This window comes from Xanthomonas sp. NCPPB 2250 (genome assembly GCF_056725265.1).
The window spans coordinates 2,851,142-2,875,661 of sequence record NZ_CM161520.1 but is presented as its reverse complement, the minus strand read 5'-3'; the positions used below and the strand labels follow the sequence as shown (position 1 = coordinate 2,875,661).

Below are 24,520 nucleotides of genomic sequence, written 5' to 3'. Positions count from 1 at the left end.
GTCTTCTACCCTTACAGCGGCATGTTCATCACGTCCTGGTACGCCTGGACGAGTCGGTTGCGGACTTCCACGGTAGCGCGAAACGCCACCTGGGACTGTTGCGCGGCCAGCATCACCTTGGCCAGATCGGCGCTGGGGTCGCCCAGTTCGAAGGCCTTGGCGAGGTCGCCGGACTTCTGCTGGGCCTCGTTCACGCCGCCGATCGCGTTGCGCAGGGTCTCGGTGAAGCTCGGGCCCTGCACGCCCTGGTTGCCGGCCAGGCCTTCGATCGCATTGCTGCGGCCGACATCGCCCACCCGCGTCTGCGCCGCCTGGCCGACCTGGCCCTGGTAGCTGCGGATCTGCGAAAGGATGGAGCTGATGGAGTCGCTCATACGGTGAAGTCCCTGCCGGGAAACGGCTTGCCCGTATGCAATGCAAGCGTTGTGCCGAAACGGCACTCACGTGTCTCGCGGCCTGCAGACAGGCATGCGCGGGGAAGGCCGGCACCCGGTGACGGGTTCCTGGCGCCGGTGGCACGGCCGGCACGGACTGCGTGCCGGCAAGGTGTCGGCAGGTTGACGCCGTGCGCGGCGTCACGGTCGGACGCGGGCGCCGCGTGGCGACCTCACGGTGGGGCGAGGGGACCGACTCAGTCCGGCAGCCAGGCTGCCCGCCACTCCTGCAGATTGGCGCCCTGCAGCAACCAGTCGCGCTGCACCGTCGCGCGCAGGGCAGTGCCTGCCGCGGCCCGCGCGTCGGCATCGGCCAGGTGCGCGCGGATCGCATTGACCCAGTCGCGAAAGCGATTCTTGACCAGGGTGACCGGCAGCGCGCCGTCGCGGTAGGGCGGCAGGTCGCTGGCCACCACCGGGTAGCCGCAGGCGCCGTACTCGAGCAGGCGCAGGTTGCTCTTGCAGCGATTGAACAGGTTGTCTTCCAGCGGCGCCAATGCCAGGTCCAGGCCCAGCGCGGCCAGCGCCTGCGGATAGCGGGCGAAGTCCACGCCCGCGTGCACCTCGTGCACGTGCCGGCGCAGCCGCTCCGGGCACAGGCCCATGAACACCCAGTGCACCTCGCCGGCCAGCGCCTGCACCACGTCGGCGATCAGTTCCAGATCGCCGGTGTGACTGAGCCCGCCGGCCCAGCCGACCCGCGGCTTGGCCGAGGCGGATGCGGCCGGCGGCGCCAGCGCGCCCCACAGCTGCGGCTCCAGCCGGTTGCGCACCACGCGAATGTCGCCGTGCAGGCCGGCCAGCGCCTCGGCCAGGTCCGGCGTGGAGACGGTGACCCGGTCCACCAGCGTGGCGGCGCGCCGCAGCGAGCGCAGCACGTCCTTGGGCATGTGCTCGCGATGCGCGCTCTTCAACGGCAGGTTCGGCAGGTAGTCGTCCAGCTCGTAGACCATGAAGGCAGTGCCGAAACGGCGCATGCGCTCCATCCGCGCCAGTTCCGCGTCGCCGACCCGGCGCTGCAGCACCACCACGTCGGCGCCGATGCGCTGCAGCTCCACCGGGTCGAGCAACCGCGCGTAGTACAGGCCGTCGATCTGCGCCGTCGCGGCCAGCGCCTGGAACGGCTGGATCACCCGGTACTGGCCGCTGCCGAAGGTGTCGCCGGGATGGGCCAGCACCCGCGGCAGCGGTTTCCACGCCAGCGGCTGCCAGGAGAACTCGGACTCGGTCAACTGGAAGCCGCCGGGCTGGTCCAGGCCCAGGCTGGGCGAATAGGCCAGGTCCTGCGCCAGCGCCGGCAGCCAGCGCTGCAGCAGCGCCTCGTCGGCCGGCTCGCTGCGCGTGGCCGAGGCTGGTTGCAGCAGCAGCGCCTGCGGCGTCCACACGGTCCAGGCGCCCGCCGCCGCGGCGCGCAGGCACAGGTCCACGTCGGCGCCGCCGGCGGCGAAGCCGGCCGCGTCGAATCCGGACAGGTGCTCGAACAACGCCCGCCGCACCAGCAAGCAATGCGCCGACACCGCGCTGTAGCGGTGCGCCACCTGCAGCCGGCCCATGTAGCCCGGCTGCGCCATCGCCTCGCCGGCGAAGGCATGGCCGGCGCCGGCCAGCAGGCCCGGCAGCAGGCCGGCATGGGTGATGCGGCCGTCGGCGGCCACGCCCTTGGCGCCGACGATGCCGACCTCGGGCCGCTGCGCGTGGTTCATCAGCGCGTGCAGCCAGTGGTCCTGCACCGCGGCGCTGTCGGCGTCGAGGAACAGCAGATAGTCGCCCTGCGCCTGGGTGGCGGCGAGGTTGTGCGCCTCGGCCTGGCAGACCCGCTGTTCCAGCGCGAACACGCGGATGCGGCCGTTGCCCAGTTCGGCCACCGCCTGCATCCACGCGGTGATTTCCGGGGCGTGGCTGGCGTTGTCCACCAGCAGCAGTTCGTAGGCGGGGTAGGCGGTCTGTTCGAGCAGGCTGACCACCGCGCGCTGCAGCGCCGCCAGGTTGTCCTGCGCCAGCAGCACGATCGAGACCGGCGGCTGCGCAGGGTGGCCGTAGTCGATGCGGAACAGGCCGCCCGGCAACGGCTCGACCGTGGCCTGCGCATAGCCGCGGGCCTGCAGGTGCGCGGCGATCGCGCGCTGGCGCGCCGGGCCGCCGGCCTCGGCGCTGGCCGGCGGGGCGACCAGCAGCGGCTCGGGCAGGTGGGCGATGCCGTCGCCGCCGTCGCGCAGGAACAGGCGCAGGATCAGCTCGAATTCGCTGGCGCCGTCGTAGGCCGGGTCGAAACCGCCCAGCGCCTGCACCGCCGTGCGGCGGAACACCCAGTGGCTGGCCGTGGCCAGCGGATTGCCCAGCAGCAGGTCCAGGTCCGGATCGGGCCGCAGCAGCGGCGCCAGGGTGTCGGCGTCCACGGCCAGCCATGCATCCGCATACAGCGCGTTGCACTGCGGCTGCTGCGCCAGTTCCAGCAGCAGCCGCAGCAGGCCGCCGGGGTAGAAACGGCTGCCCGCCGCCACGCGCAGGCACCAGTCGCTGTCCGGCGCGGCGTCCAGGGCCGCGTGCAACGCCGCCGCATCGGCGTCGGGAGCCGGCGGCGGCAGGATCCGGACCCGCGGGTCCGGCCACGCGGCGATGGGCGCGTCGCCCAGCACCAGCGCCTGTAACTGTGCGAACGGCGCGCCCTCCAGCAGCAGGCTGTCCAGGGTCGCTGCCAGCGCGGTGTGTTCGGCGCCGCGCGCGTCGACCAGCACGGCCAGCCGCGGCGTGCCGCCGAGGGCGTCCAGGCGCGCGTCGAGCAGCTCGCGTTGCGCCGGCGTCACCGTCCGCCGCGCCTGCCAGTCGCGCAGTGCGGCTTGCACACAGACGCGCGCGTAGGCGTCCTGGATCGCCTGCAACAGGTCCACCGACGTGCCGGGGCCGCCGCCCAGCGGCGTCACCGTGACCTGGCGGACGTCGCCATCGCCGCGGTACCAGCCCATGGCGCGCACGCCCTGGCGGAAGTTGGCATGCCCCTGGTCGCCGATGCCGGGCTGGTCGCGGCCGGCCTGGCTGTACTGTTCCTCCGACACCCGGAACCGGGTCAGCGGCTTCGCCAGCAGCGCCAGGTGGCCGCGGTGCAGCAGCTTGGCGTACAGCGCCAGGTCGCCGACCCAGTTGATGACCTTGCCGGCCAGCGTCATCAGTTCGTCGCCGATCTCCAGCAGGTCGCTGCGCCGGCACAGCACGCAACTGGGCTCGCCGACGAAGTTGATGGTGTGGTCGGCCAGGAACGACAGCAGCTCCGGCCCGTCCAGCAGCACGTCGCCGGCGAACGGGAAGGCGGTGGCCGGGATGTCCTCCATCGGCGCGCCGTGGCTGTCTATGCGCTGGCGGCGCGAGGACGCCAGCAGGACGTCCGGTGCACCCTGCATCGCCGCGACCAGCGCGGCGACGCAGTCCGGCGCCAGCACGTCGTCGTCGTGCAGGAACTTCACGTACTCGCCCTGGGCCAGGGCGATGCCGCGCGCGGTGCTGCCGAGCTCGCCGTAACGCTCCGGATTGCGCTGGTAGCGGATCGGGAAGGGGGCCGTCGCGGCGTGGCGTTCCGCCACCTCGGCGATCGCCTCGGTCGGGTTGTCGTCGCAGATGACCAGTTCCAGCGCCGGATAGGTCTGGGCCAGCACGCTGTCGAGGGCCTGCTCGAAGTAGCGCAGCTTGTAGGCCGGCATGACCACGCTGACCAGGGGCGGGTGAGGCATGAACGATGGACCGTTGCGGGAAGGGGGCAGGTTCGGCCGCGAGCGCAGTCGCGATCAAGCGGATCGATTTCCCATGATGCAATAAGCGTGCCGATGGATGTCCGCCCCGGTGAAACGAGAGGAAGGGCGGGAGATGAGTTGAAGAACGTGAAGCAGTGCCTCAAAAAATGAAGGCCGTGACGCTCCCTCACGTTGAGCGCCCGCTAATCGAGCGAGGACCAGACGTCTACGTATCACGGAGTCGTCGGCATAACTGACTTCGATTCGTCTAATGAGCCGGGATGAAGCGTCTTCAGCAGAGGGCTGCGGCATTGAGGTCACTCAGTCCAAAATTTAACGCTCACGACTCGATGCAGTCGCAGGATTTGATCCTACAACTCCCTACAGTGTCTATACCGAATACGGCTGGAGTTAAAAGGACCAAGAGAAGACACCGCATGGGCGAGCTTATCCGGCGGGCGAGCTTGGTTGTGTTGATTTTCTTTTGGCTGAAAAATAATCTTCAGAAGAAGGCTTTATATCTAGTGGTTGCCATGCCTTTTGGCTTGTTTTGAGTGATTTTAATAGAGTTGTAGATTAACTTTTCATGCGTGGGTTTTATTGATTAAAGCAATTTTTTGAAGGGAGGGTCGATCAAATGATTTAGCTTATCCGCAAAATAAAATTTATTGGCATAAATCACATTCAAGGAGAGTGCTATGGAAGCTGTCAAAATTGGCGCATTTTCGCGTTGTGTATTTCCTAATGGAAGTGTGGTGCAAATTGTCCAGCCATCGCAGAATAAGAACGGAATCTATCTGCGGACCGCGGGTATTCAGCCGGGGCATGGATGGGTGAATCTATATGCCTCGACAACGCCGCCTCCCAGTCCCGGAGATATTGATACGCCAATTATTTTTGCTGGCAATGGGGCTGCTCGTGCCGGTGAGCGCTCTCAGGTCCTCCTTCAATATCCTTTGTTCATCCCACCTGGCCTTGGCCTGTGGGTCAGTAGCGGAAGTTTCCTCGATGGCGCGGCTGCTGATGGCGGGTTCTTTGCGACGTGGGACTTGCTTAGTTAACAAAATGGGGGGTAATCAGTGCATTAAAGTCCTCTGTTTGCCAAAATGAAGCAAGAACCTTTTGGTCGCGCGCGAGGCTTGTGACTTGGTGCTGCTGCAAAAAGCAGCAGCACCAAGTTATAAAATTCTAAATATCATTACTGTAGATGACGGTTTTTGGTGGTAAAATTCGCAACCAAAAGTGTGAATATTTAATATTATTTCGGGCGCTATCTTAGGTGTCGTTGTCTACTTAGAATGTGGTGCGCGTGCGCATTTTGGCTGTTGCGCCGGCTGATGAACCCGCTGCTCGCGAGCCATATTTCAACACTGATGAAGAGTAATTCGCGATCGGTACTAGAGCGAATGGCTATGTAACTTATTCCGTTGCATCGACCCAGGATTTTTCTTTGTACTTCGCCAGTACGGATAGCGATTCCAATGACGGGCTAAGCGCTGCGACTGCATTTCAGGCCATCCAGCACGCTGTGGATGTATTGTCAACGTGTTATTCGTTATGCAGTTATACGATGCCTATCAATGTTCTAGTCATGTTCTAGGCAGGACGCACGTTGAAAATTTTGATGGGAAATGTGGCAAGTGGCTTCGTTCGGTTTTAGATGGTGCGTCTGCTATTTGGCGAAATACTGCAGGAATGGATCCTTGCGTTGACTGAGGCGTTCACTTTCGGCGGCGGTACACAGCACATGTCAATTGATCGTTGTTTAGAATAGATTTGTTCACTCAATCTTTGTTTGGGATTGAATTGGTGAACAGCGAGAACGGCCCCGTGGCGACCTTTAAATGGATACCGTCGCGCTCTCTCGGAGCGTCTTGAGTCGCGTGCCATTGCATGCCAGCATCATTCCACGTAGAGCACGGTATCGTAGAAGTAAAGGGAGTAGTGGCGCAGGCACAGCTTGGCGTCCGGCAGGATTCTGTCTAGTTCGGCGACGATGTCCAGTAGGTCGAGCGCGTGGTGATAGCCGGTGATGGCCATGCGTGGGCGGCAGCGCCTGATCAGCTCGGTGGCGCCGCGCAGCACCTTGGCCTCTGCGCCTTCCACATCCATCTTCAGGACGCTGACGTGCTCGATCAGGTCGTCCAAACGCACGCAGTCCACGCGCGCTTCGCCGCGTCCGTCCAGCCGGCTGCCCATGGTGCCCTGGGCATCGAACGCCAGCGTCCCGGCGACATCGGCGACCGCCGCGTTGTACAGTGTCGTGCGGCCGCCGTCTTCCACCAACCCATGCTGGAGAGCAGCGAAGTTCGTGGGGTCGGGCTCGAATGCATGGATGGCAGCATAGTCGTGGCGCGCCGCAGCACGGAACTTCTTCACCGTGTCGCCGCGATAGGCGCCGATATCCACGTAATGTTCGCTCACGCCGATCGGCAGTGGATGCTCTACGGTCGAATACACGGAGTAGTACTCGTGCTCCATCGGACACAGCACGTCAATCAGCGGCCGTCGGTCCCCGTCCATGCGCATCCGCAGCACCGCATCCAACGTGCGAACGCTCAGCCCGTCGACGAAGCGATCGCGCAGGGCATCGAACCGGTCGGCATGCGCCAGCGTCTGTTCCCGTGTCACGCGCCCGGTCTGATACACCAGCGGCATGTCCAGCGCGTACATCAGTTGCGGCAGATCAAGGCGGCAGCCGCTGCCAAGGCGCTGCAACTGATCGAAATACAGCCACGAGGCCGGCATGTACGCACAGTTGACCGTGGGCAGGCCGGCCAGGTCCGGATCGCGTCCGAACGCATTGGTAGGCCGCACGTCATCGAAACCAGCATTGGTGATGCGGCGTTCGTGCAGCAGATCGTCCAGGGCGACGATGCGGATGCCGGGCGCGTGCTTGGTCAGCAGGGCGGCCGCACGGGCCGCAAATAGGCTGCCGATGCTGGAGCTGGGGGCCAGGAAAATCGCACCGCCGGCGCGCTTGCAGTCGTCGATCAGGTCGGCTTCGCGCTGAGGCGCGGCCAGAGAGTCGTTCATGGGCTCACTCGAAAGGGAGCGCTCGCAAGCGCGCACATGGTGGGAAGACAGAGCAGCGGGCCTTGCATCGCTGCGACCACAGGCCGCGCAACGAAGCACCCATACTTGAGCGTAGCGAAGCGCGCCAGATAGCCACCGTGCATACATCCCAGCCTTGGGTCACTGCATGACGCGCGCTCTAGCGGGGGGCGACGACGCAACGCAGTCGCGTCGATTGCGCGGCGCAACAAACCGCTGATCATCGGGATTCGTGGACGACAGCGTAGCGACCTACTTGCCATAGACGTGGATGGGTTCGTCGTAGCGGCTGTCGAACACGGTTCTTGCGGCGATGTCGTGACGATACACCTGCGGCCACCCGAGTTCGCAGCTTCTGCCCACCTTGATTCCACGCTGCAGGATGACGCCACTGTGCAGCGTGCAATGGCTGCCGAGTTCGACGTTCTCCGCCAGATGAACGCCGTGGTCGAGCCAGCACGAGGATTTGATGCGGCTGCCGTAGCCGACGTGGACACCGGACACGATCACGGTGTTGTAGTCGATCTTGCAGCCAGGGTCGATCACGGTGGCGGGACCGATGAAGCTGTTGGGGCCGATGCTGGTGCCGCTGTCGACGACCGCGGTCGGATGCACGAATGGATCCATGCGCCACCCACGTTCCATCACCGCCTGCATCAGTTCCATGCGCTTGAAGTTTCCGAAGCGCTGGTCGAATGCCACGAACACTCCGCTGTTGTCTGCGGTAACGGCGTCGAGAGCGGAAAAGTCGAAACGGTAGTCCGAGCCTTGCGGAACGTCCAGCCGTTGCAATGGCTGATCGGGCCGAGCCTGCTGCCACATGCGAAAAACCAGATCGAGAAATGGCCCTCCCCCCACGATCCATTTAGATCCCATCATCCATCTCCATCACAGTGGTGTACCAGCGCTCGATCAGACGATTGAACGCTTCGTAGTCGCCTTGCTGTGGGACGGGCGCGTCCGCGTGCAGGGCCGACTGGACTTGTTCCATGATCTCGATGTCTTCGCCGACCACCTGCTTGCTGCCGTGCATCTGCGCTAGCAGCACCTGGTGCGATCCTGCATAGGTTTCTCTTTTCCTAGCGGTGAACCAGTATATTTCGACATCCGTCTGGTTCGCGGAGATGGGGATGTGGTTCTCCAGCGTGAACGAGTGTCCGCCATTGGCACTGGCAATGTGCATGTTCGGGAAGGTCAGCCAGTTGTAATAGACATCCTGGTCGCCCCAGCGGTTGACCTTCTCATGCCATCCGAAGTGCTTCATGCCGTGAATGGGAGCGTCGGCACCGCCGGTGCTGAACCGCGCCATTTCCTTTCGCAGTCCGGCTCTGGACGTGTCGGTCAGCGGCATCTTGGTTTCCTCCAGCAGCGCGTGGTCGACGTGAGCGACGAAGTCGACTGTCTTCGCCAGGCTTTTGGGATGAACGAAACGCGGGTGATTGGCGTCGCGCAGGTTCTCGTACGCCAACTTCCAGTTGAAGCGGCCATGCCAGGTGGTCACCATCACTTCGGTGTCGTAAGCATTCGAACTGTTTTCGAGCGATGTCAGGAAGTCTGGAGAGAACTGTGACTCGAAAGGCAAGGGCGAATCGTCCACGTTGACGAACAGCACCGCGCCTACCTCACGCAGCGCGAACTCGCGCAGCTTCATGTCGCGCTTTTGCGCATCGCTGAAGCCATAGACTGCCTCGCAATCGGGGATGTTGTCGACACGGCCATCCGCATCGTACTTCCAGGCATGGTAGGGACACACCAAAGACCGCCGTCCCACCGCCGCGGTCTGCAACATCGCGCTGCGATGCAGGCAGACGTTCTCGAACGCACGCAACCGTCCGTGGAAATTCTGGATGACGACCGGGATTCCGCCGATCTTGCGGGTAATGAAGCAGTTGTTCTCCGGAAGCAGCGTTTTCAGGCCTGCGAAGATCCAGAGCTTGCGGAAGATCTTGTGTTGCTCGAGCGCGAAGATGTCCTGGGAAAGGTAGTAGCGTGGCTGCATTCGTGAAAGCATCTGGTAGGGCCTCTCAAGAATCTTTGCTAAAGATCAGCTTCGCAGGATTGCCGAACACGCTTGCACCGTCGGGGACGTCCTTCACTACCACTGATCCTGCGCCCACGATGGCGCCATCACCGATTCGGATGCCGGGCAGAATGGTGGCATGCGGGTGCACCGTGGCGTAGTCGCCAATGGACGCACCTCCACCGACGAACGTCATCGCTCCGATCTGGGCGTAACGCCCCACCTGCACGTCGTGCCCGAGCATGGTGTTGGCGTGGATGTTGGCGAAATCGCCCAGCCGTACATTAGGGCTGAGCTGAACACGATGGCAGAGAATGCACCCCACGCCGATACGGACCTGCGGACTGAGGAAGGCCCCGGTAATGATCGGTATGAACTCCGCGCTTTTTTCCAGTAGCGGCGTTGCATACCGCTCGCGGGCGTGTGGATCTCCAATCGCGCAGACAAAGCGTTGTTCCGGGAATGGATGGTGCGCGGCCGGCTCGCCTATGATGGGCAACTCGCAATCGGTGCCATCGAGAACATGTGGGCGGGTATCCAGGAATCCCTGTGGCTGCCATTTCGTTCCGCAGTCCGGGTCGCCGAGCATCTGTGCTAGCACTTCGCGTCCCCAGCCCCCTGCGCCGATGATGAGCACCGGGTGAGTCACAGGATGGACCCGCCATCCATGACCAGGCTCGTTCCAGTCACCCAACGGCTCGCGTCCGCCAGCAGATACACCGCTGCATTGGCCACGTCCTGCGGCTCGCCGAGTCCCAACGGATGCCTGGATTTCTGCGCTTCGAGCTGTTCCGCGCTCCACATCGGTGTGGCGACGGCAGACGGGGAAATCCCGTTGACGCGAATTCGGCGTTTGGCCTGCTCCAGCGCCAGGCATTTGATGATGCCGACCAGGCCGGCTTTCATGGCCGAGTAGGGGCCCACGCCGCGCGTGCCGAGATGTGCAGCGGTGGACAGCATGAACACGATCGAGCCTTGCGCGGTGATGGCATTCGCCTGCAGCAGGCGTTGCGTAAGCATCACTGGCGCCAGGAAATTGGTCGTGTAGATATCTGTCATCGCCGTTTCGGTCAGTTGCCGGATCGGGCAGTGCTTTTGTACGGCTGCACAATGCACGACGCCATGGACGGCTTCGCCCGCCGTCCGTACCAGCGCTTCGCGCTGGTCGGAGTGGGTCAGGTCGGCGACGACGCGAAGATGTCCATCGCCCTCAAGTTGGCCCAGTGTCTCGTCGAGGCGTTCCGCGTTGCGCCCGGTGAGGACCATGCGCGCGCCGCGCCCGGCGCAGGTGATGGCGATCTGTCGGCCCAGACCAGAGGACGCTCCGGTCACCAGAATGGTCTTGCCATGGAGCGAGAAGGCGGCGTGCGTCGGATTTTTCATGCGTAGATGTCCATCGGTACGGTCAGACCGCCATCGACGACGAAGTAGTTACGGGTGATCCAGCGGCTTGCGTCGGCCAGGAAGAAGACAGCCGCATACGCGACGTCCTCCGGCTCCCCCATGTCCAGTGGCGTCAGCTTGAACAAGCCTTCCATGTTGCCTCCGCTGCCCTGCAGTCCTTCCAGTAACGGCGTGCGAACGTAGCCAGGCGCGATGCAGTTGGCCCGGATCCCATGCTTGCCGACCTCCTGGGCAAGCGATCGCACCATGCCGAGCAGGGCGCTTTTGCTGGAGGCGTAGGCGCTGCTGGCCATGGGGCCGATATGCGAGGCCACCGATGAGATGAACACGAGAGACCCACCGGCGGCGATGCGTTTCTTCGCCAGCAGCCCCCGCGTCAGCAAAGTCGGTGCGAACGTATTGCTGGAAAAGGTGTCTTCCAGGTGCGAACGGTTGACCAACCGCAGCGGCACCAGGCGAGAGATTCCCGCTGCGTTGACCACGCCATGCAGCAGACCGCATTCGGCCACCAGCCGATCGATGTCCTCTTGCCGGTCCAGATCCGCCTGGATCGACGTATGTCCGCTGCCGTGCATCGCATCCAGCGTGGATCCGAGCCGGTCATGGTCTCTTCCGGTAATGAGGACCTGCGCGCCCATCTGCGCGCAGCACAGGGCGATCTGGCGGCCGATGCCGGATGAGGCGCCGGTGACCAGGATGTGCTTGCCCTCGAGCGAGAATGGATCGGTCACATGACTCATGATTCGATGAGATCCGGGAACACCGCGCCGTCGATATCGACCAGGCACGTCCCCCACGACAGGCCGATGCCGAAGCCGCACAGCAGCACGCGCTTGCGGCCTTCTTCCAGCTCCTTGTTGATCCGCGCGGTCATGGTCACCGGCAGCGAGGCGCCGCTGGTGTTGCCGAAATCGTGCAGGGTGGAGGGGACCTTTTCCGGGGGCAGGCCGAGCTTCTTGCGGATGGTCTCGTTGATCATCCGGTTGGCCTGGTGGAACACGAAGTAGTCGATCTCGTCCTTCGATACGCCGCTGTAGTCGAGCAGCTTCTGCACCGCCGGCGGCACCCGCTGGGTGGAGAAGCTCAGCACCGCCACGCCGTCCAGTTGCAGGTCGGTACCACGGTGCCAGCGGTCGTGCTCGTCGGCCCGATACGGGATCAGGTGCTGCACCCCGACCGGTTCGCGATGACCGCCGACCGGCAGGATGATCGCGCGGTAACCGCTGCCATCGCTGTTCAGGTCGAAGTGCATCGGCGCCGAGTCGGTACTGAATTCCAGCGCGGTGGCGGTACCGGAGTCCGAGAAGATCGGGTCCTCAAGATTGGCGCTGCGATCGCCCACCAGCAGCAGGCCTTTCTTGACCCCGCCGGCGGCGATCATCGAGCCAAGCAGGTTGATGCCGAATGGATAGGCCGAGCAGCCCAGGTTGACGTCGAACGCCACCGTGGCGTGCGACAGGCCCAGGCGGTCCTGCAGGATGATCGCAGTCGCCGGGATCGGATAGTCCGGCGACTGGGTGACCACGATCAGCGCATCGACCTCCTCACGCTGCCACTGCAGGCGCTCCAGCAGTACCTGCGCCGCGTCGAAGGCCAGATCGGAAAAGCACTGCCATTCGGCGGCCATACGCCGCGTCTCGATGCCGATATTGCGCACCAGCCGCTCGCGCTCGGAGCGGATCTGCGGCCGACAATCGGTGAGATTGGAGACGACGCGCCTGGGCACGCAGGTCGCCATGCCGGCGAAGCGCACGTTGTGCAACGTGGAGGTCGGCATGCTATGCCTCGGTCAGCTGATAGAGATCGCCCAGGGTGACCACGGCGGCCAGGTGCTCGCCGGTGATGGTCTTGCCGTAGTCCGTATCGAACATCACGATCACGCCCAGCGCGGCCAGCGAATCCCATTCGGGCAGTTCGCGCAGCACCGTGTCCATGGTCACCTCGACCGGATTCTGGAAATCCGTGGCCGACAGGAAATTCTCGATAAACGTCTCTTGGCTCATGCTGCGGGTTCCACGGGTTGGGCGAAGGAGGGAGGGACGAGAGTGCGACGGGAATCGGACGCGGGCATGACGCCGCCCGCCGCGGCGATCAGGTCGACGATGGCGTCCACCTGCTCGGCCGCCAGTCCGGGAAAGATCGGCAGGCACAGCACGCGCTCGGCCATCTGCCGCGCCACCGGCAGGCCGGCCGGGGCCGAGGAGGGCAGGCCGCGGTACATCGGGAAATCGCTGATCAACGGGTAGAAATAGCGGCGCACCAGGATGTCGTGGCTGCGCAGCAGCCGGTGCAGTTCGTCGCGCACCAGCGGGAAGGCGTCCTCGACCAGGATCGGGAACGAGGCGTAGTTGGACAGCGCCGGTTCCCGCGGCGCCAGGCAGCGGATGCCGGGCACCTGCGCCAGGCGCCGACGGTACTGCGCGTCGATCGCCCCGCGCTGCGCCAGCGCGTCGTCGATGTGCTGCAGTTGCAGCAGCCCGAAGGCGGCGTTGATCTCGCTCATCTTGCCGTTGATGCCGGTGGCCACCACCGTGGTCTCGTCGACGAAGCCGAAGTTCTTCAGGCGGCTGATGCGCTGGTAGGTCTTGGCGTCCGGGCAGACGATGGCGCCGCCCTCGAAGGTGTTGAACACCTTGGTGGCGTGGAAGCTGAGCACGCTGAGGTCGCCGTGGCGCAGGATCGAGCCGCCGGCGTCCTTGACCCCGAACGCATGCGCGGCGTCATAGATGACCTTGAGATTGTAGGTATCGGCGATGCGCTCGATCGCGGCGGTGTCGCAAGGCGTGCCGTAGCAATGCACCGGCATGATCGCGGTGGTATGCGGGGTGATCGCCGCCTCGATCTTGAGCGGATCCAGGTTCATGGTCTGCGGATCGATGTCCACGAACACCGGCTTGATGCCGCGCCACAGCAGCGAATGCGCGGTGGCGACGAACGAGTACGGGGTGGTGATCACCTCGCCGGTGATGCGCAGCGCCTGCAGCGCGGTCAGCAGCGCCAGGGTGCCGTTGGTCAGCAGCGCCAGGTGGCTGACCCCCAGATACTCGGCCAGTGCCTTCTCCAGTGCGCGGTGCATGTCGCCGCCGTTGGTCAGGATCCGGCTGCGCCAGATCTGCTCCAGGTAGGGGACGAACGCCTCCAGGGGCGGCAGCAGCGGACTGGTGACGGGGATGGACATGGGACCTGCCTGGCGACGGGTGGAAGTCCCCGGTGCGGAACGTGCCGCCCGGTGCTGTGGAAACGTGAAGCAAGCCACATGCCAAAGGTGCCTGTCCACTGTCGGCGGGGCCGATCGGGATGCGGTGCAGGCGAAACCTGGCTTGGCCACCGCATGCGCGCGCGCCGCGACAGCGCCCGCGTCGGGCCGGCAGGGGGCAGGGAAAGGGAAGAGGGCGTGGCGTTCCGAGGGACAAGGGGCGCGTCGGGTGCGGCCGCACCCGACGCCGTGCGCCGGCTCAGCTCGCCAGTTCGGTCTGGTCGCGGTCGATGCCGTACTTGCGCAGCTTCTCGACCAGGGTGGTGCGCCGCAGGCCCAGCAACTGCGCTGCATGCGCCACCACGCCCTGGGTACGCTCCAGCGCCTCGTTGATCAGCGCCAGCTCGATGTTGGCCATGTGCCCGCGCAGGTCCAGGCCGCTTTCCGGCAGCGTCGCCGCGGCCTGGGCCGGCGCATCCGCGTCCGTCCCCGGCTTGCCGCCGACGTGCAGGTCGACCACGTTGGGCACCCGCCGCGGATCCGTTGCGATCGGCGCCGGTGGGGCCGAGACGTCGATGGACGAAGCGAAGTCGCCGCGGTAGCGTGCCGGCAGGTCCTGCACCCGCACCAGGCCGCCCGGGTGCAGCACCGCCAGGCGCTCGACCAGATTGGTCAGCTCGCGCACGTTGCCCGGCCATTCGTAGCTGCGCAGCGCCTGCAAGGCCTCTTCGGAGAAGCGCACTTCGCCGCGCCCGGTTCGCGCCAGTTGCGCGGCGATGGTGTGCACCAGCGCCGGCAGGTCGTCGCTGCGTTCGCGCAGCGCCGGCATCTCGATCGGGAACACGTTGAGCCGGTAGAACAGGTCCTCGCGGAACTGGTTGCCGGCGATGCGTTCTTCCAGGTTGCGGTGGGTCGCGGCGATCACCCGCACGTTGCAGCGGATGGTGACGTTGCCGCCGACCCGCTCGAAGCTGCGCTCCTGCAGGACGCGCAACAACTTGACCTGCATCGGCAGGCTCATGTCGCCGATCTCGTCGAGCAACAGGGTGCCGCCCTCGGCCATCTCGAAACGGCCCTTGCGCGCGCTCAGCGCGCCGGTGAACGAACCCTTTTCGTGGCCGAACAGTTCGCTTTCCAGCAGATCCGGCGGGATTGCGCCGCAGTTGATCGCCACGAACGGACCGTCGCGGCGCGGCGACTGCTGATGGATCGCCCGCGCCACCACTTCCTTGCCGGTGCCGGACTCGCCCAGCACCAGCACGGTGGTGTCGAAGGCGGCGACCTGGTCGATCAGCCGGCGCAGGCGGGTCACCGCCGCGCTGGTGCCGGTCGGGCCGTTGTCCTGCGCGGCACCGGCCTGGTGCTCGGCGTCCAGGCGCTTGAGGCTGGCGCGGCGCAGCAAGGTTTCCAGCTGCGCGTGACGCAGCGGCGCTTCCAGCTGCCACACGTTTGCTTCGTGCAGGCCATGGCGCTGCGCGAAGGCCTGCGCATCGCCGTTGAGCAGCAGCACCGGCGGCGGCAGCGAGCTGCGCGCCACCCAGCCGAAGAAGGCATCGGCCTGGTCCTGGTCGTCGAGCCCGCCGACCAGGATCGCCATCCACTCGGTCTGCCGATGCCGGCCGGGCTGGACGTCGGCCACGTCGGTGACCCAGCGCGGGTTGAGGTCCATGAATTCGAGCAGGCTGACGGTCCGCTCGGCGCGCACCGCGTCGTCATCGATCACCAGGATCCGCGATTCGCTCATGCCGGCACTCCTTCGGTCCGAAGCCCCTCCAGGATCGGCATCACTTCCTGGATGTAGGACAGCTTGCTGACGAAGTTGTCGGCACCGGCGCGCATGGCGTGCTCGCGGTGCTCGGCATCGTCGAAATGGCTGGCGATCACGATGTAGGGCGCCTGGTCCTGGGTCTTGATCAGGCGCGTGGCCTGCAGACCGCCCATCTCGGGCATGGCCAGGTCCATCAGCACCACCTGCGGGCGCAACGACTCGGACCGCTCGATGGCCTCCAGGCCATTGGCGGCGCTGCCGATCACCTCCATCCAGTCGAGCTTGCGGAAGTGGCGCATGGCGGCGTTGATGAAACCTTCGTGGTCGTCGACCAGAAGCACGGACAGTTTGTTCATATGCGTCGTTTTTCCTTAGCCCGCACGGGCCAGCAGCGGCTTGCTGCCGCGGCGGCGTTCGCGTGCGGGAGCGATGTCCAATTGTTCACGATACTTGGCGACAGTGCGCCTTGCCACGTTCACGCCCTGTCGCGACAGCAGCCCGGCGATGGCCTCGTCGGCCAGCGGCCGCCCGGCCGGCTCGGATTCGATCAGGCGCCGGACCATGGCGCGCACCGCCTGGCCGGACACCGCGGCGCCTTCCAGGCGCACGGCGAAGAAGTGCTTCAGCTCGAAGGTGCCGCGCGGGGTCTGCAGGTACTTGCCGGTGGTGATGCGGGAAATGGTCGATTCGTGCATGCCGATCGCCTCGGCCACTTCCTTCAGGGTCAGCGGCGCCATCGCTTCCTCGCCCTTGACCAGGAACGCCGACTGGCGCTCGACGATGGCGCGGGTGGTGCGCAGCAGGGTCTCGTAGCGCATCGACAGGCCGCGGGTCAGCCAGCGCGCTTCCTGCAGCATTTCGCGCAGCGGTTGCGCGGCGTCGCCGGCCTCGGCCAGGGCGCGCTCGTGCATCGGGTTGACGGTGACGCGGTGGGTGGTGGCCGGGTTCAGCGCGACACGCCAGGTGCCGTCGGCGTGCCAGGCGACCACGTCCGGCAGCACATGGCCCAGATCCTGCGGCTGCAGGCTGTCGCCGGGGCGCGGCTGCAGCGACAGGATCAGCCGCACCGCCTCGCGCACGTCGTCGGTCTCGGCGTCGAGCTGGCGCCCGAGCAGGGCGTAGTCGTGGCTGGCGAGCAGGTCGAGGTCGCCGGCGAGGATGCGCGCGGCCAGGTGGCGGCCTGGCACGCGGCCGGGCAGGTCGCCCAGCTGCGCCTGCAGGCACTCGCGCAGGTCGCAGGCGCCGAGGCCGCCCGGGTCGCCGTGCAGCAGGCGCTGGCGGACCGCCTCGGCCTGCGCCACCGACAGGCCCAGGCGGGCGCTGGCCAGTTGCTGCAGGGTGTCCAGCGCGCCGTCCAGGTAGCCGGCATCGTCGCAGTGTTCCAGCCAGAACGCGGCCGCCGCCAGTTCCGCCGCCGGCAGTTCCAGGGCCAGCCGCTGCAGCACGCGCAGGTGCGGATCGGTGGACTCGCCCGCGGCGATGCGCTGCATGCGGTCGTCTTCGCCATCGTTCCAGCCGGCGGCCGGGATGTCCCACATCGAGGATTCGGGCAGTTCGTCGAATGCCGCGGTTTCCAGCGCGGCGTCCTCATGCTTGACCACCGGCTCGATCACGCCCTCGGGCTCTTCCAGCTCGAGCAGCGGATTGGTCTCCAGCGCGCGGCGGATTTCCAGTTCCAGTTGCATACCATCGAGCTGCAGCAGCCGGATCGACTGCAGCAGTTGCGGGGTCAGATGCAGTTGCTGGCCCAGTTGGGCGGAAACGGTCGGCTTCATGCGGACTTCCTCGGTTCGGCGCCAACCCTCTGGCGCCCGTGGAACGCATAGTGCTTGTCGCCCGACGGTAACAGAATCGGGGGGTTCCTGAGTAGGGTAGTCAAATTCCCGACAGCGTGTCAGGAATTCCCCGACATGCGGCGCGTGGGCGCCGGACAGTCGACGGCGCAATGCCTGATGCAGCAGGGTTCGGCGGAACCGTCACGCCTGCTGACCGATTAAGGCAAGCCCCATGCCAATGTTCCGTGTCGGGATGTCGTCCCCAGTTCAGCTCAGTTCGCCCTGGTGGCGTGCGGCCAGCAGGACCAGATCGTTGGCGCGGCGGCAGCCCAGCGATTCCATCATCCGCGCACGGTGGGTCTCGACGGTCTTGACGCTGATGCCGAGGTCCGAGGCGATTTCCTTGTTGCTCTGGCCGCGGCCGATCTGGCGCAGGATCTCGCGTTGCCGCGGCGACAGCGCAGCGATGCCGACCGGGCGCTCGCGGCCGAGCATCGGCGCGATCATCTTGGAGGAGATCTGCGGGCTCAGGAACACCTGGTTGGCGCTGGCCGCGCGCAACGCCAGCTCCAGCTCCAGCGGGGCGGCGTCCTTGACCACGAAGCCGGTGGCGCCGCGGTCCAGCGCATCGCGCACATGCACCGGGTCGTCGTGCATCGACATCATCACCACCCGGGTCTTGGGCGAGCTGTGCAGCACGTCGGTGAGGGCGTCCAGGCCGCTGCGCCCCGGCAGGGACAGGTCCATCAGCACCAGGTCGGGGCGGTGCAGGGTGGCCAGGTCCACGGCCTGTTGCGCGTTGCTGGCCTCGGCGACCACGTCGACGTCCGCAAATGTCTGCAGCAGCCGGCTCAGGCCGGCGCGTACCAGGGTGTGATCGTCGACGATGATGACTCGCACGGTGCAGGTCCTTCTATTCAGAGCCGCACATTAGCCGAGCCGCCCGCCGCCGCCAACCTCGCCGCGGCGGTCCGGGGGGCGGTGTGCCGGCTCAGCGCGCGCGCCGGCTGTCGGCGATCTGCCGGCGGTGCAGCCGGAACAGGTGGCGTTCCAGGGCCTCTTGCAGGCCCGGCGGCTGTGTCTCGAACCGTAGCCAAAGTTGCACGACGCCCGCGGTGGCGGCCTCGGCCAGCACCCGTACCGGCAGTTCCAGGTGGTCCGGGAGCCAGTCCGAGGGCTGCAGGCGCAGCAGGCCGGCGGCGCCGGCCGCGGCGCCCGAGCGCGCGCCCAGCTCCAGCCGCACGCCCCGGCGCGACCAGCACAGCGGCCGCAGCGGCAGGGCATCCTCGTGCTGGCGGGCCAGCCGGCCCAGCAGCACCAGCATCAGGTCGAGCTTGGCCTCCATCCGCTGGGTCTGCGCGGTGGACTCGCTGCGGTCGTCGCTGCCGTCCTCGCCGCGCAGATCCTCGATCTGCGCCAGGCTGCGCAACAGCGCCTCGCCGGCAGCGAGCCGGCCGGCGCCGTTGCCCAGGCGGAAATCCGCCGGCAGCGCCAGTTCGCAACTGAGGGTGTCGTGGAACAGTTCGGCGTCGGCCGGGTGCTGCGCCGCGCCGTCCGAGCCGGTGTTCATCCCAGCAGTCCGGCCTGCGAATAGAGCCGCGCGGCGTGGCTGGACTGGCGGCTGCTGCGCAGCCAGGCCGCGGCATGGTCGCGCTCCATGCGCATCTGCGCGGTCACCGCCTGCTGCAGGACCAACAACGGCTTCAACGCCTCGCGCGAGCGGTCGGCGCCGTCCTGCTGCAGATACGCCCGCAGGTGCCGCTCGTGATCGGCGACCATGGCCTGGGCCAGCGCGTAGTCGTCGCCACGCAGGACCTCGCGCAACTCGTGCAGGTCGTTGTGCAGGTCGGCGAGCTGGATGCTCACGACGCGTTCGCCGTGGCCAGTTCGCGCTGCTGCGCGGGAATGGCGGCCCAGGCCGCGTCGATCTCGCTGAGCAGTTCCAGCGCTTCGGTCAGCGCCGCGTCGTCGTTGTGCAGGTTGGCTTCGGTCAGCCGGTGCATCACGTAGTCGTAGAGCGCCGACAGATTGCCGGCGATCTCGCCGCCGGCCTCGTGGTCGAGCGAGCCGTTGAGATGGCCGACGATGGCGCAGGCCTCGCCGATCGCCTTGCCCTTGCGTGCCTGGTCGCCCTGCGCGAGGCAGGCCTGGGCCTGGCGGATGCGCTGGCAGGCGCCGGCGAACAGCATGGCGACCAGCTTGTGCGGATCGGCATCGGTGACGCTGGTGGAAATGCCCATCTTGCGGTATTGCTCGGCGTACTGGCGGCTGGAACCGTACATGGAAAACTCCTCGGGTGGATCGGCTGGCCTCCGCGCCGCGCCGGTGAGCGGCGACGCTGCGGTTGCTGCGGCCAATCCGTAATGACTGTCGATACTCTTTCTATCGGCCGCGACGCGTCTCGACTTGAGCCGCGCGGCCGCGTGCGCGTCAGCTGAACTGCTTGGTCAGGCTGTCGCTCACGCCCTGCATCTGCGTCACCAGCGTCTCCATCGCCGTGAAGCGCGCGGTGTACTGGTCGGTCAGCGTCTGCATGCGCTTGTCGAGATCGCTGAGCTGGTCGGTCAGGTCGGAGATGTGCTTGTTGAGCGCGTCGGTCCGCTGGGTCAGCGTGCCGCTGGTGCTGTCCAGGTTGCTCTTCAGCAGCGTGCTCATGCCGGTACCGAAACTGCCGTTGTTGCCGAGCAGGGTCTTGGCCGCCGACGGATCGGCGGCCGCCGCGGTGTCGAACTTGGCGCTGTCGAAGCTCATCACCCCGTCCTTGTCGATGGTCACGCCCATCGCCATCAGGCCGCTCACGTTGTCGCTGACCAGCCGGCGCAGCGACTGCTGCAGGCCGCGCACCATCGCATCGCCGGTCATCGGCGAGGCCTTCTTGTTGGTGGCATCGTAGGCGCTGGACGACTTGAGCACGCTGTTGGCGGAGTTGTAGGCGCTGACCAGGGCGGTCAGGTTGGCCTTCAGCGGGGTGTTGTCGCTGGTGATGTTGAGATTGAAGGTGGTACCGGCCACCGCCTTGGTGAGGTTGATCGCCACACCGGGCACCAGGTCGGCGATGGTGTTGCTGCTGGAGGTGCGCTGGAAGCCATCCACCTTCACCACCGCGTCGGCGGCGGCGATGGTCTGGGTCAGCCCGCCGTTGTTGCCGGGCGGGTAGGTGAGATTGGCCAGGCCGCCGTCGCCACCGGAGGTGGTGATGGTCAGGGCGCCCTTGGTGCCGGTGTCGACCGCATTGAGCACCAGGTGGTCGCCATCGTCGGCGGTGACCACGCTGGCGGTCAAGCCGGCACCGTTGGCGGCCTTGTTGATGAAGTCGGCCACGTCGCTGAGCTTGCTGCCGGCATCGACGTTGATGTTGAGCGTGGTACTGCCGTAGGCGATGGTCAGGGTGCCGCCACCGACGACGGCGCCGCTGGCGTAGGCCGACGAGGTCAGTTTCTGCGACTGCGCCAGTTTCACCACTTCGATGCCGTACCTGCCGGCGTTGGCGCTGGAGGTCACGGTGGCGGTATAGCCGGCGCCGTCGTCGATGGTCGCCTTGTAGGCGCCCTTGTCCGCGCTGTCGGACACCGTGCTCATCGCCGTCTGCAGGTTGGACAGCGCGCTCTTGATCGTGCTCAAGGACGACAGCTGCGCACTGGAGGCGGTACCGTCGCGGTTGATCCGGTCTTCCTGCGGCTGGCGTTCCTTCGACACCAGTTTGGCGACGAAGCTGGGAATGTCCAGGCCTGAGCCGATTCCAGTGGTGGACATGGTGGCGGTCCTTGAGGTGGCCGGCGCGCGGTGCGCCAGCGGCTGAGGGGAGTATCGGCGCGCGGGAGAGCTTCTTGAGCGCCGCCTGCGCGTCGCGACGGCTCCCCGTTGCCATGCAAATCCTGTGCCGCATCCTGGGCGTCAAAAAAAAGGCCCCTCCTTGCGGAGGGGCCCGGTGGTGCGTTGCGTCTGGCCGCGCTTAGCCCTGGAGCAGGCTGAGCACGCTCTGCGGCGCCTGCTTGGCCTGGGCCAGCATCGCGGTGCCGGCCTGCTGCAGGATCTGCGTGCGGGTCAACTCGGCGGTTTCCTTTGCGTAGTCGGTGTCGCGGATGCGGCTGCGCGAGGCCGACAGGTTCTCCGAGGTGGAGCTCAGGTTGGCGATGGTGGAGGTGAAGCGGTTCTGGATCGCACCCATGTCGGCACGCGAGGAGTTCACCGAGGTCAGCGCGTTGTCGATGATGCTCAACGCCTTCTGCGCGCCCTGGAAGGTGGAGATGTCCACGTCCGCCAGGTAGTTGGTGGTGCCGGCGGTGGCGGCGGCGCTGGCGGCGATGCCGGCGTTGCTGAAGGTGATGCCGGTGGCGCCGGTGGCCGAGCCTGCCGTGAACGAGAAGTCCTGGCCGCCCTTGACCGATTCCAGCTTCAGCGCGCTGGTGGTCGGGTCGATCGAGGCGTACACGCCGGTCTGCGCCAGCTTGTCGTTGATCGCCGAGGCGATCTTCTTGGCCACGTCGGCACCGGCGTCGCCGTTGGCCACGGCCACCGAGGCGATGCTGACGCCGTTGACGACCATGCCCGAGAAGCTGCCGCTGGCGGTCGCGGTGCCGGAGGCCAGCGCGGCCGAGCCGGTCTGGGTGGCGGCGAAGCCGGCCTTGCCCAGCGAGGCGGCGCTGGCGTTGACGATGCTGTTGATGCCGATGGTCTGGCCGGCGTCGGCACCGACCTGGAACAGCGCGCCGGAGAACGAGCCGTCCAGCAGCTTGGTGCCGTTGAAGTTGGTCTGGCTGGAGACGCGGTCGATTTCCGAGGCCAGCTGCTTGACTTCCGAGTTCAGCGCACCGCGGTCGGTGCTGGAGTTGGTCGCATTGGCCGACTGCACCGCCAGTTCGCGGATACGCTGCAGGTTGTTGCCGATTTCGACCATCGCGCCTTCGGCGGTCTGCGCCAGCGAGATGCCGTCGTTGGCGTTGCGCGAGGCCACGTCCAGGCCGCGGATCTGGGTGGTGAAGCGCTCGGAGATCGCCAGACCGGCCGCGTCGTCCTTGGCGCTGTTGATGCGCAGGCCCGAGGACAGGCGCTGGATCGTCGTCGCCAGGCTGGCGCTGGTGGTGTTGAGGTTCCGCTGAGCGTTCAGCGACATTACGTTGGTATTGATGACCTGTGCCATTTCGATATCTCCTCTAAGCGATTTGTCCGGCAACCCGTTGGTGCCTGGAGCCTCCGCAGGGGGCCATCAATTGGCCAGTGCCGCTGCTGGTATAAGTAACGGCGGTCGCTGCGCAACCTTTAGTGATTCGCTGCGAAAAAACCTAGAAATTCGTTGATTTGCAACGTGTCCGGAGCGCGGCGAAGAGCTTGTTTCGGCCGCGCCCGGACAAACTTTAGGTTCCATCGCGCATGTCCGGTACAACGGTGGTGCAGCGCTTCAGGAAGAGGCTGGCGTCATCGCGGCAGCGCCGGGCGATGCGCTTGAGCAGCTCGATCGTGGCGTTGTCGCAACCGCAGCGCGAACGCCTGACGGACGGGATGGGCGGTGCATGGTGGAGTAGAACTGGTCCGTCTTCCGCCGCACCTGGCGACCGTCTCTCCAGGCCATCCTCGGCCATGGCTGGAACCGTCGCAGATCATCCCCGCTGAGGCCGACCAGCCCGCTCTCCGACCATGCGGGTCGCGCCAGTCCAGCCGCCGCAATCAAGGCCGCAAGTCGGATACGCCGACCGCGGGGCGACACGTGCGGTTCCACCTGCGCGTCGAGCGCTGGCATCTGGCGGAGTGATGGCCGCGTCCGGGAGGCGTCCCGCGCGGTTGGACGAAGGAATAAAAAAGCCCCTCCTTGCGGAGGGGCCCGGTGGTGCGTTGCGTCTGGCCGCGCTTAGCCCTGGAGCAGGCTCAGCACGCTCTGCGGCGCCTGCTTGGCCTGGGCCAGCATCGCGGTGCCGGCCTGCTGCAGGATCTGCGTGCGGGTCAGCTCGGCGGTTTCCTTGGCGTAGTCGGTGTCGCGGATGCGGCTGCGCGAGGCCGACAGGTTCTCCGAGGTGGAGCTCAGGTTGGCGATGGTGGAGGTGAAGCGGTTCTGGATCGCACCCATGTCGGCACGCGAGGAGTTCACCGCCGTCAGCGCGTTGTCGATGATGCTCATCGCCTTCTGCGCACCCTGGAAGGTGGAGATGTCCACGTCCGCCAGGTAGTTGGTGGTGCCGGCGGTGGCAGCGGCGCTGGCGGCGATGCCGGCGTTGCTGAAGGTGATGCCGGTGGCGCCGGTGGCCGAGCCCGCGGTGAACGAGAAGTCCTGGCCGCCCTTGACCGATTCCAGCTTCAGCGCGCTGGTGGTCGGGTCGATCGAGGCGTACACGCCGGTCTGGGCAAGCTTGTCGTTGATCGCCGAGGCGATCTTCTTGGCCACGTCGGCACCGGCGTCGCCGTTGGCCACGGCCACCGAGGCGATGCTGACACCGTTGACGACCATGCCCGAGAAGCTGCCGCTGGCGGTCGCGGTGCCGGAGGCCAGCGCGGCCGAGCCGGTCTGGGTGGCGGCGAAGCCGGCCTTGCCCAGCGAAGCGGCGCTGGCGTTGACGATGGTGTTGATGCCGATGGTCTGGCCGGCGTCGGCGCCGACCTGGAACAGCGCGCCGGAGAACGAGCCGTCCAGCAGCTTGGTGCCGTTGAAGTTGGTCTGGCTGGAGACGCGGTCGATTTCCGAGGCCAGCTGCTTGACTTCCGAGTTCAGCGCACCGCGGTCGGTGCTGGAGTTGGTGGCGTTGGCCGACTGCACCGCCAGTTCGCGGATACGCTGCAGGTTGTTGCCGATTTCGACCATCGCACCTTCAGCGGTCTGCGCCAGCGAGATGCCGTCGTTGGCGTTGCGCGAGGCCACGTCCAGGCCGCGGATCTGGGTGGTGAAGCGCTCGGAGATCGCCAGACCGGCCGCATCGTCCTTGGCGCTGTTGATGCGCAGGCCCGAGGACAGGCGCTGGATCGTCGTCGCCAGGCTGGTGCTGGTGGTGTTGAGGTTCCGCTGAGCGTTCAGCGACATTACGTTGGTATTGATGACCTGTGCCATTTTGATATCTCCTCTAAGCGATTTGTCCGGCAACCGGTCGGTGCCTGGAGTCTCCGCAGGGGGCCATCAATTGGCCAGTGCGGCTGGTGATATGAGTAACGGCGACAGGCGCGC

At 66.1% G+C, this 24,520-nt stretch carries 22 protein-coding genes; 1 reads left to right on the top strand and 21 read right to left on the bottom strand.

What is annotated here, in order from left to right; all coding sequences use genetic code 11:
- Nucleotides 1–11: 11 nt before the first annotated feature.
- A complete protein-coding gene (gene fliE / locus AC1PMG_RS11260) occupies nt 12–374 on the bottom strand; it encodes a flagellar hook-basal body complex protein FliE (protein ID WP_017909049.1) in 363 nt (120 codons plus the stop codon).
- Between the two features lie 257 nt (nt 375–631).
- Nucleotides 632–4,126 carry a glycosyltransferase gene (locus AC1PMG_RS11255; protein ID WP_481111655.1) on the bottom strand — a complete coding sequence of 1,165 codons (3,495 nt, stop codon included), beginning with the start codon at nt 4,124–4,126 and terminating at the stop codon, nt 632–634.
- A 728-nt stretch (nt 4,127–4,854) separates the two neighbouring features.
- Here AC1PMG_RS11255 and AC1PMG_RS11250 point away from each other — a divergent pair.
- Nucleotides 4,855–5,217 (top strand): hypothetical protein, encoded by a 363-nt coding sequence (locus tag AC1PMG_RS11250; RefSeq protein WP_481108947.1) that lies wholly within the window; start codon nt 4,855–4,857, stop codon nt 5,215–5,217.
- Nucleotides 5,218–6,058: 841 nt separating this feature from the next.
- On the opposite strand, the gene AC1PMG_RS11245 is transcribed toward AC1PMG_RS11250, so the two are convergent.
- The 19 genes from AC1PMG_RS11245 to AC1PMG_RS11155 form a co-directional block, all read right to left on the bottom strand.
- Nucleotides 6,059–7,192, bottom strand: a complete 1,134-nt coding sequence (locus tag AC1PMG_RS11245; RefSeq protein WP_481108946.1) for an FkbM family methyltransferase — start codon at nt 7,190–7,192, stop codon at nt 6,059–6,061.
- 270 nt (nt 7,193–7,462) lie between these two features.
- Nucleotides 7,463–8,086 carry a UDP-3-O-(3-hydroxymyristoyl)glucosamine N-acyltransferase gene (locus tag AC1PMG_RS11240; RefSeq protein WP_481108945.1) on the bottom strand — a complete coding sequence of 208 codons (624 nt, stop codon included), beginning with the start codon at nt 8,084–8,086 and terminating at the stop codon, nt 7,463–7,465.
- On the bottom strand, nt 8,076–9,221 hold the full coding sequence (locus AC1PMG_RS11235; RefSeq protein ID WP_481108944.1) for an aromatic ring-hydroxylating oxygenase subunit alpha: 1,146 nt from the start codon (nt 9,219–9,221) through the stop codon (nt 8,076–8,078). The genes AC1PMG_RS11240 and AC1PMG_RS11235 overlap by 11 nt, the downstream gene beginning before the upstream one ends.
- A gap of 13 nt (nt 9,222–9,234) precedes the next feature.
- A complete protein-coding gene (locus AC1PMG_RS11230) occupies nt 9,235–9,879 on the bottom strand; it encodes an acetyltransferase (RefSeq protein ID WP_481108943.1) in 645 nt (214 codons plus the stop codon).
- On the bottom strand, nt 9,876–10,613 hold the full coding sequence (locus AC1PMG_RS11225; protein ID WP_481108942.1) for an SDR family NAD(P)-dependent oxidoreductase: 738 nt from the start codon (nt 10,611–10,613) through the stop codon (nt 9,876–9,878). Before AC1PMG_RS11225 ends, AC1PMG_RS11230 begins: the two co-directional genes overlap by 4 nt.
- Entirely contained in the window at nt 10,610–11,374 is a 765-nt protein-coding gene (locus AC1PMG_RS11220; RefSeq protein ID WP_481108941.1) for an SDR family NAD(P)-dependent oxidoreductase, read from the bottom strand. The genes AC1PMG_RS11225 and AC1PMG_RS11220 overlap by 4 nt, the downstream gene beginning before the upstream one ends.
- A complete protein-coding gene (locus AC1PMG_RS11215) occupies nt 11,371–12,411 on the bottom strand; it encodes a ketoacyl-ACP synthase III (protein ID WP_481108940.1) in 1,041 nt (346 codons plus the stop codon). The genes AC1PMG_RS11220 and AC1PMG_RS11215 overlap by 4 nt, the downstream gene beginning before the upstream one ends.
- 1 nt (nt 12,412) lies before the next feature.
- A complete protein-coding gene (locus AC1PMG_RS11210) occupies nt 12,413–12,637 on the bottom strand; it encodes an acyl carrier protein (RefSeq protein WP_481108939.1) in 225 nt (74 codons plus the stop codon).
- Nucleotides 12,634–13,812 carry a DegT/DnrJ/EryC1/StrS family aminotransferase gene (locus AC1PMG_RS11205; RefSeq protein WP_481108938.1) on the bottom strand — a complete coding sequence of 393 codons (1,179 nt, stop codon included), beginning with the start codon at nt 13,810–13,812 and terminating at the stop codon, nt 12,634–12,636. The genes AC1PMG_RS11210 and AC1PMG_RS11205 overlap by 4 nt, the downstream gene beginning before the upstream one ends.
- 277 nt (nt 13,813–14,089) lie before the next feature.
- Nucleotides 14,090–15,574 carry a sigma-54 dependent transcriptional regulator gene (locus AC1PMG_RS11200; RefSeq protein ID WP_017908532.1) on the bottom strand — a complete coding sequence of 495 codons (1,485 nt, stop codon included), beginning with the start codon at nt 15,572–15,574 and terminating at the stop codon, nt 14,090–14,092.
- Nucleotides 15,571–15,954 carry a response regulator gene (locus tag AC1PMG_RS11195; RefSeq protein WP_010341669.1) on the bottom strand — a complete coding sequence of 128 codons (384 nt, stop codon included), beginning with the start codon at nt 15,952–15,954 and terminating at the stop codon, nt 15,571–15,573. Before AC1PMG_RS11195 ends, AC1PMG_RS11200 begins: the two co-directional genes overlap by 4 nt.
- 15 nt (nt 15,955–15,969) lie before the next feature.
- Complete coding sequence (rpoN, locus tag AC1PMG_RS11190; RefSeq protein WP_481108937.1) at nt 15,970–17,373, bottom strand: RNA polymerase factor sigma-54; 1,404 nt, start codon at nt 17,371–17,373, stop codon at nt 15,970–15,972.
- Nucleotides 17,374–17,640: 267 nt separating this feature from the next.
- Entirely contained in the window at nt 17,641–18,273 is a 633-nt protein-coding gene (locus AC1PMG_RS11185; RefSeq protein ID WP_017908534.1) for a response regulator, read from the bottom strand.
- Nucleotides 18,274–18,364: 91 nt separating this feature from the next.
- Complete coding sequence (locus tag AC1PMG_RS11180; RefSeq protein WP_152236985.1) at nt 18,365–18,943, bottom strand: PilZ domain-containing protein; 579 nt, start codon at nt 18,941–18,943, stop codon at nt 18,365–18,367.
- Nucleotides 18,940–19,239 (bottom strand): hypothetical protein, encoded by a 300-nt coding sequence (locus tag AC1PMG_RS11175; protein WP_481108936.1) that lies wholly within the window; start codon nt 19,237–19,239, stop codon nt 18,940–18,942. Before AC1PMG_RS11175 ends, AC1PMG_RS11180 begins: the two co-directional genes overlap by 4 nt.
- Nucleotides 19,236–19,655 carry a flagellar export chaperone FliS gene (gene fliS, locus AC1PMG_RS11170; protein ID WP_010341674.1) on the bottom strand — a complete coding sequence of 140 codons (420 nt, stop codon included), beginning with the start codon at nt 19,653–19,655 and terminating at the stop codon, nt 19,236–19,238. The genes AC1PMG_RS11175 and fliS overlap by 4 nt, the downstream gene beginning before the upstream one ends.
- Before the next feature lie 148 nt (nt 19,656–19,803).
- Entirely contained in the window at nt 19,804–21,126 is a 1,323-nt protein-coding gene (fliD, locus tag AC1PMG_RS11165) for a flagellar filament capping protein FliD (RefSeq protein WP_481108935.1), read from the bottom strand.
- Nucleotides 21,127–21,325: 199 nt separating this feature from the next.
- Nucleotides 21,326–22,513: a flagellin gene (locus tag AC1PMG_RS11160; RefSeq protein WP_481108934.1), complete on the bottom strand. Its 1,188-nt coding sequence runs from the start codon at nt 22,511–22,513 to the stop codon at nt 21,326–21,328.
- A 705-nt stretch (nt 22,514–23,218) separates the two neighbouring features.
- Nucleotides 23,219–24,406, bottom strand: a complete 1,188-nt coding sequence (locus AC1PMG_RS11155) for a flagellin (protein ID WP_481108933.1) — start codon at nt 24,404–24,406, stop codon at nt 23,219–23,221.
- Between the last annotated feature and the right edge of the window lie 114 nt (nt 24,407–24,520).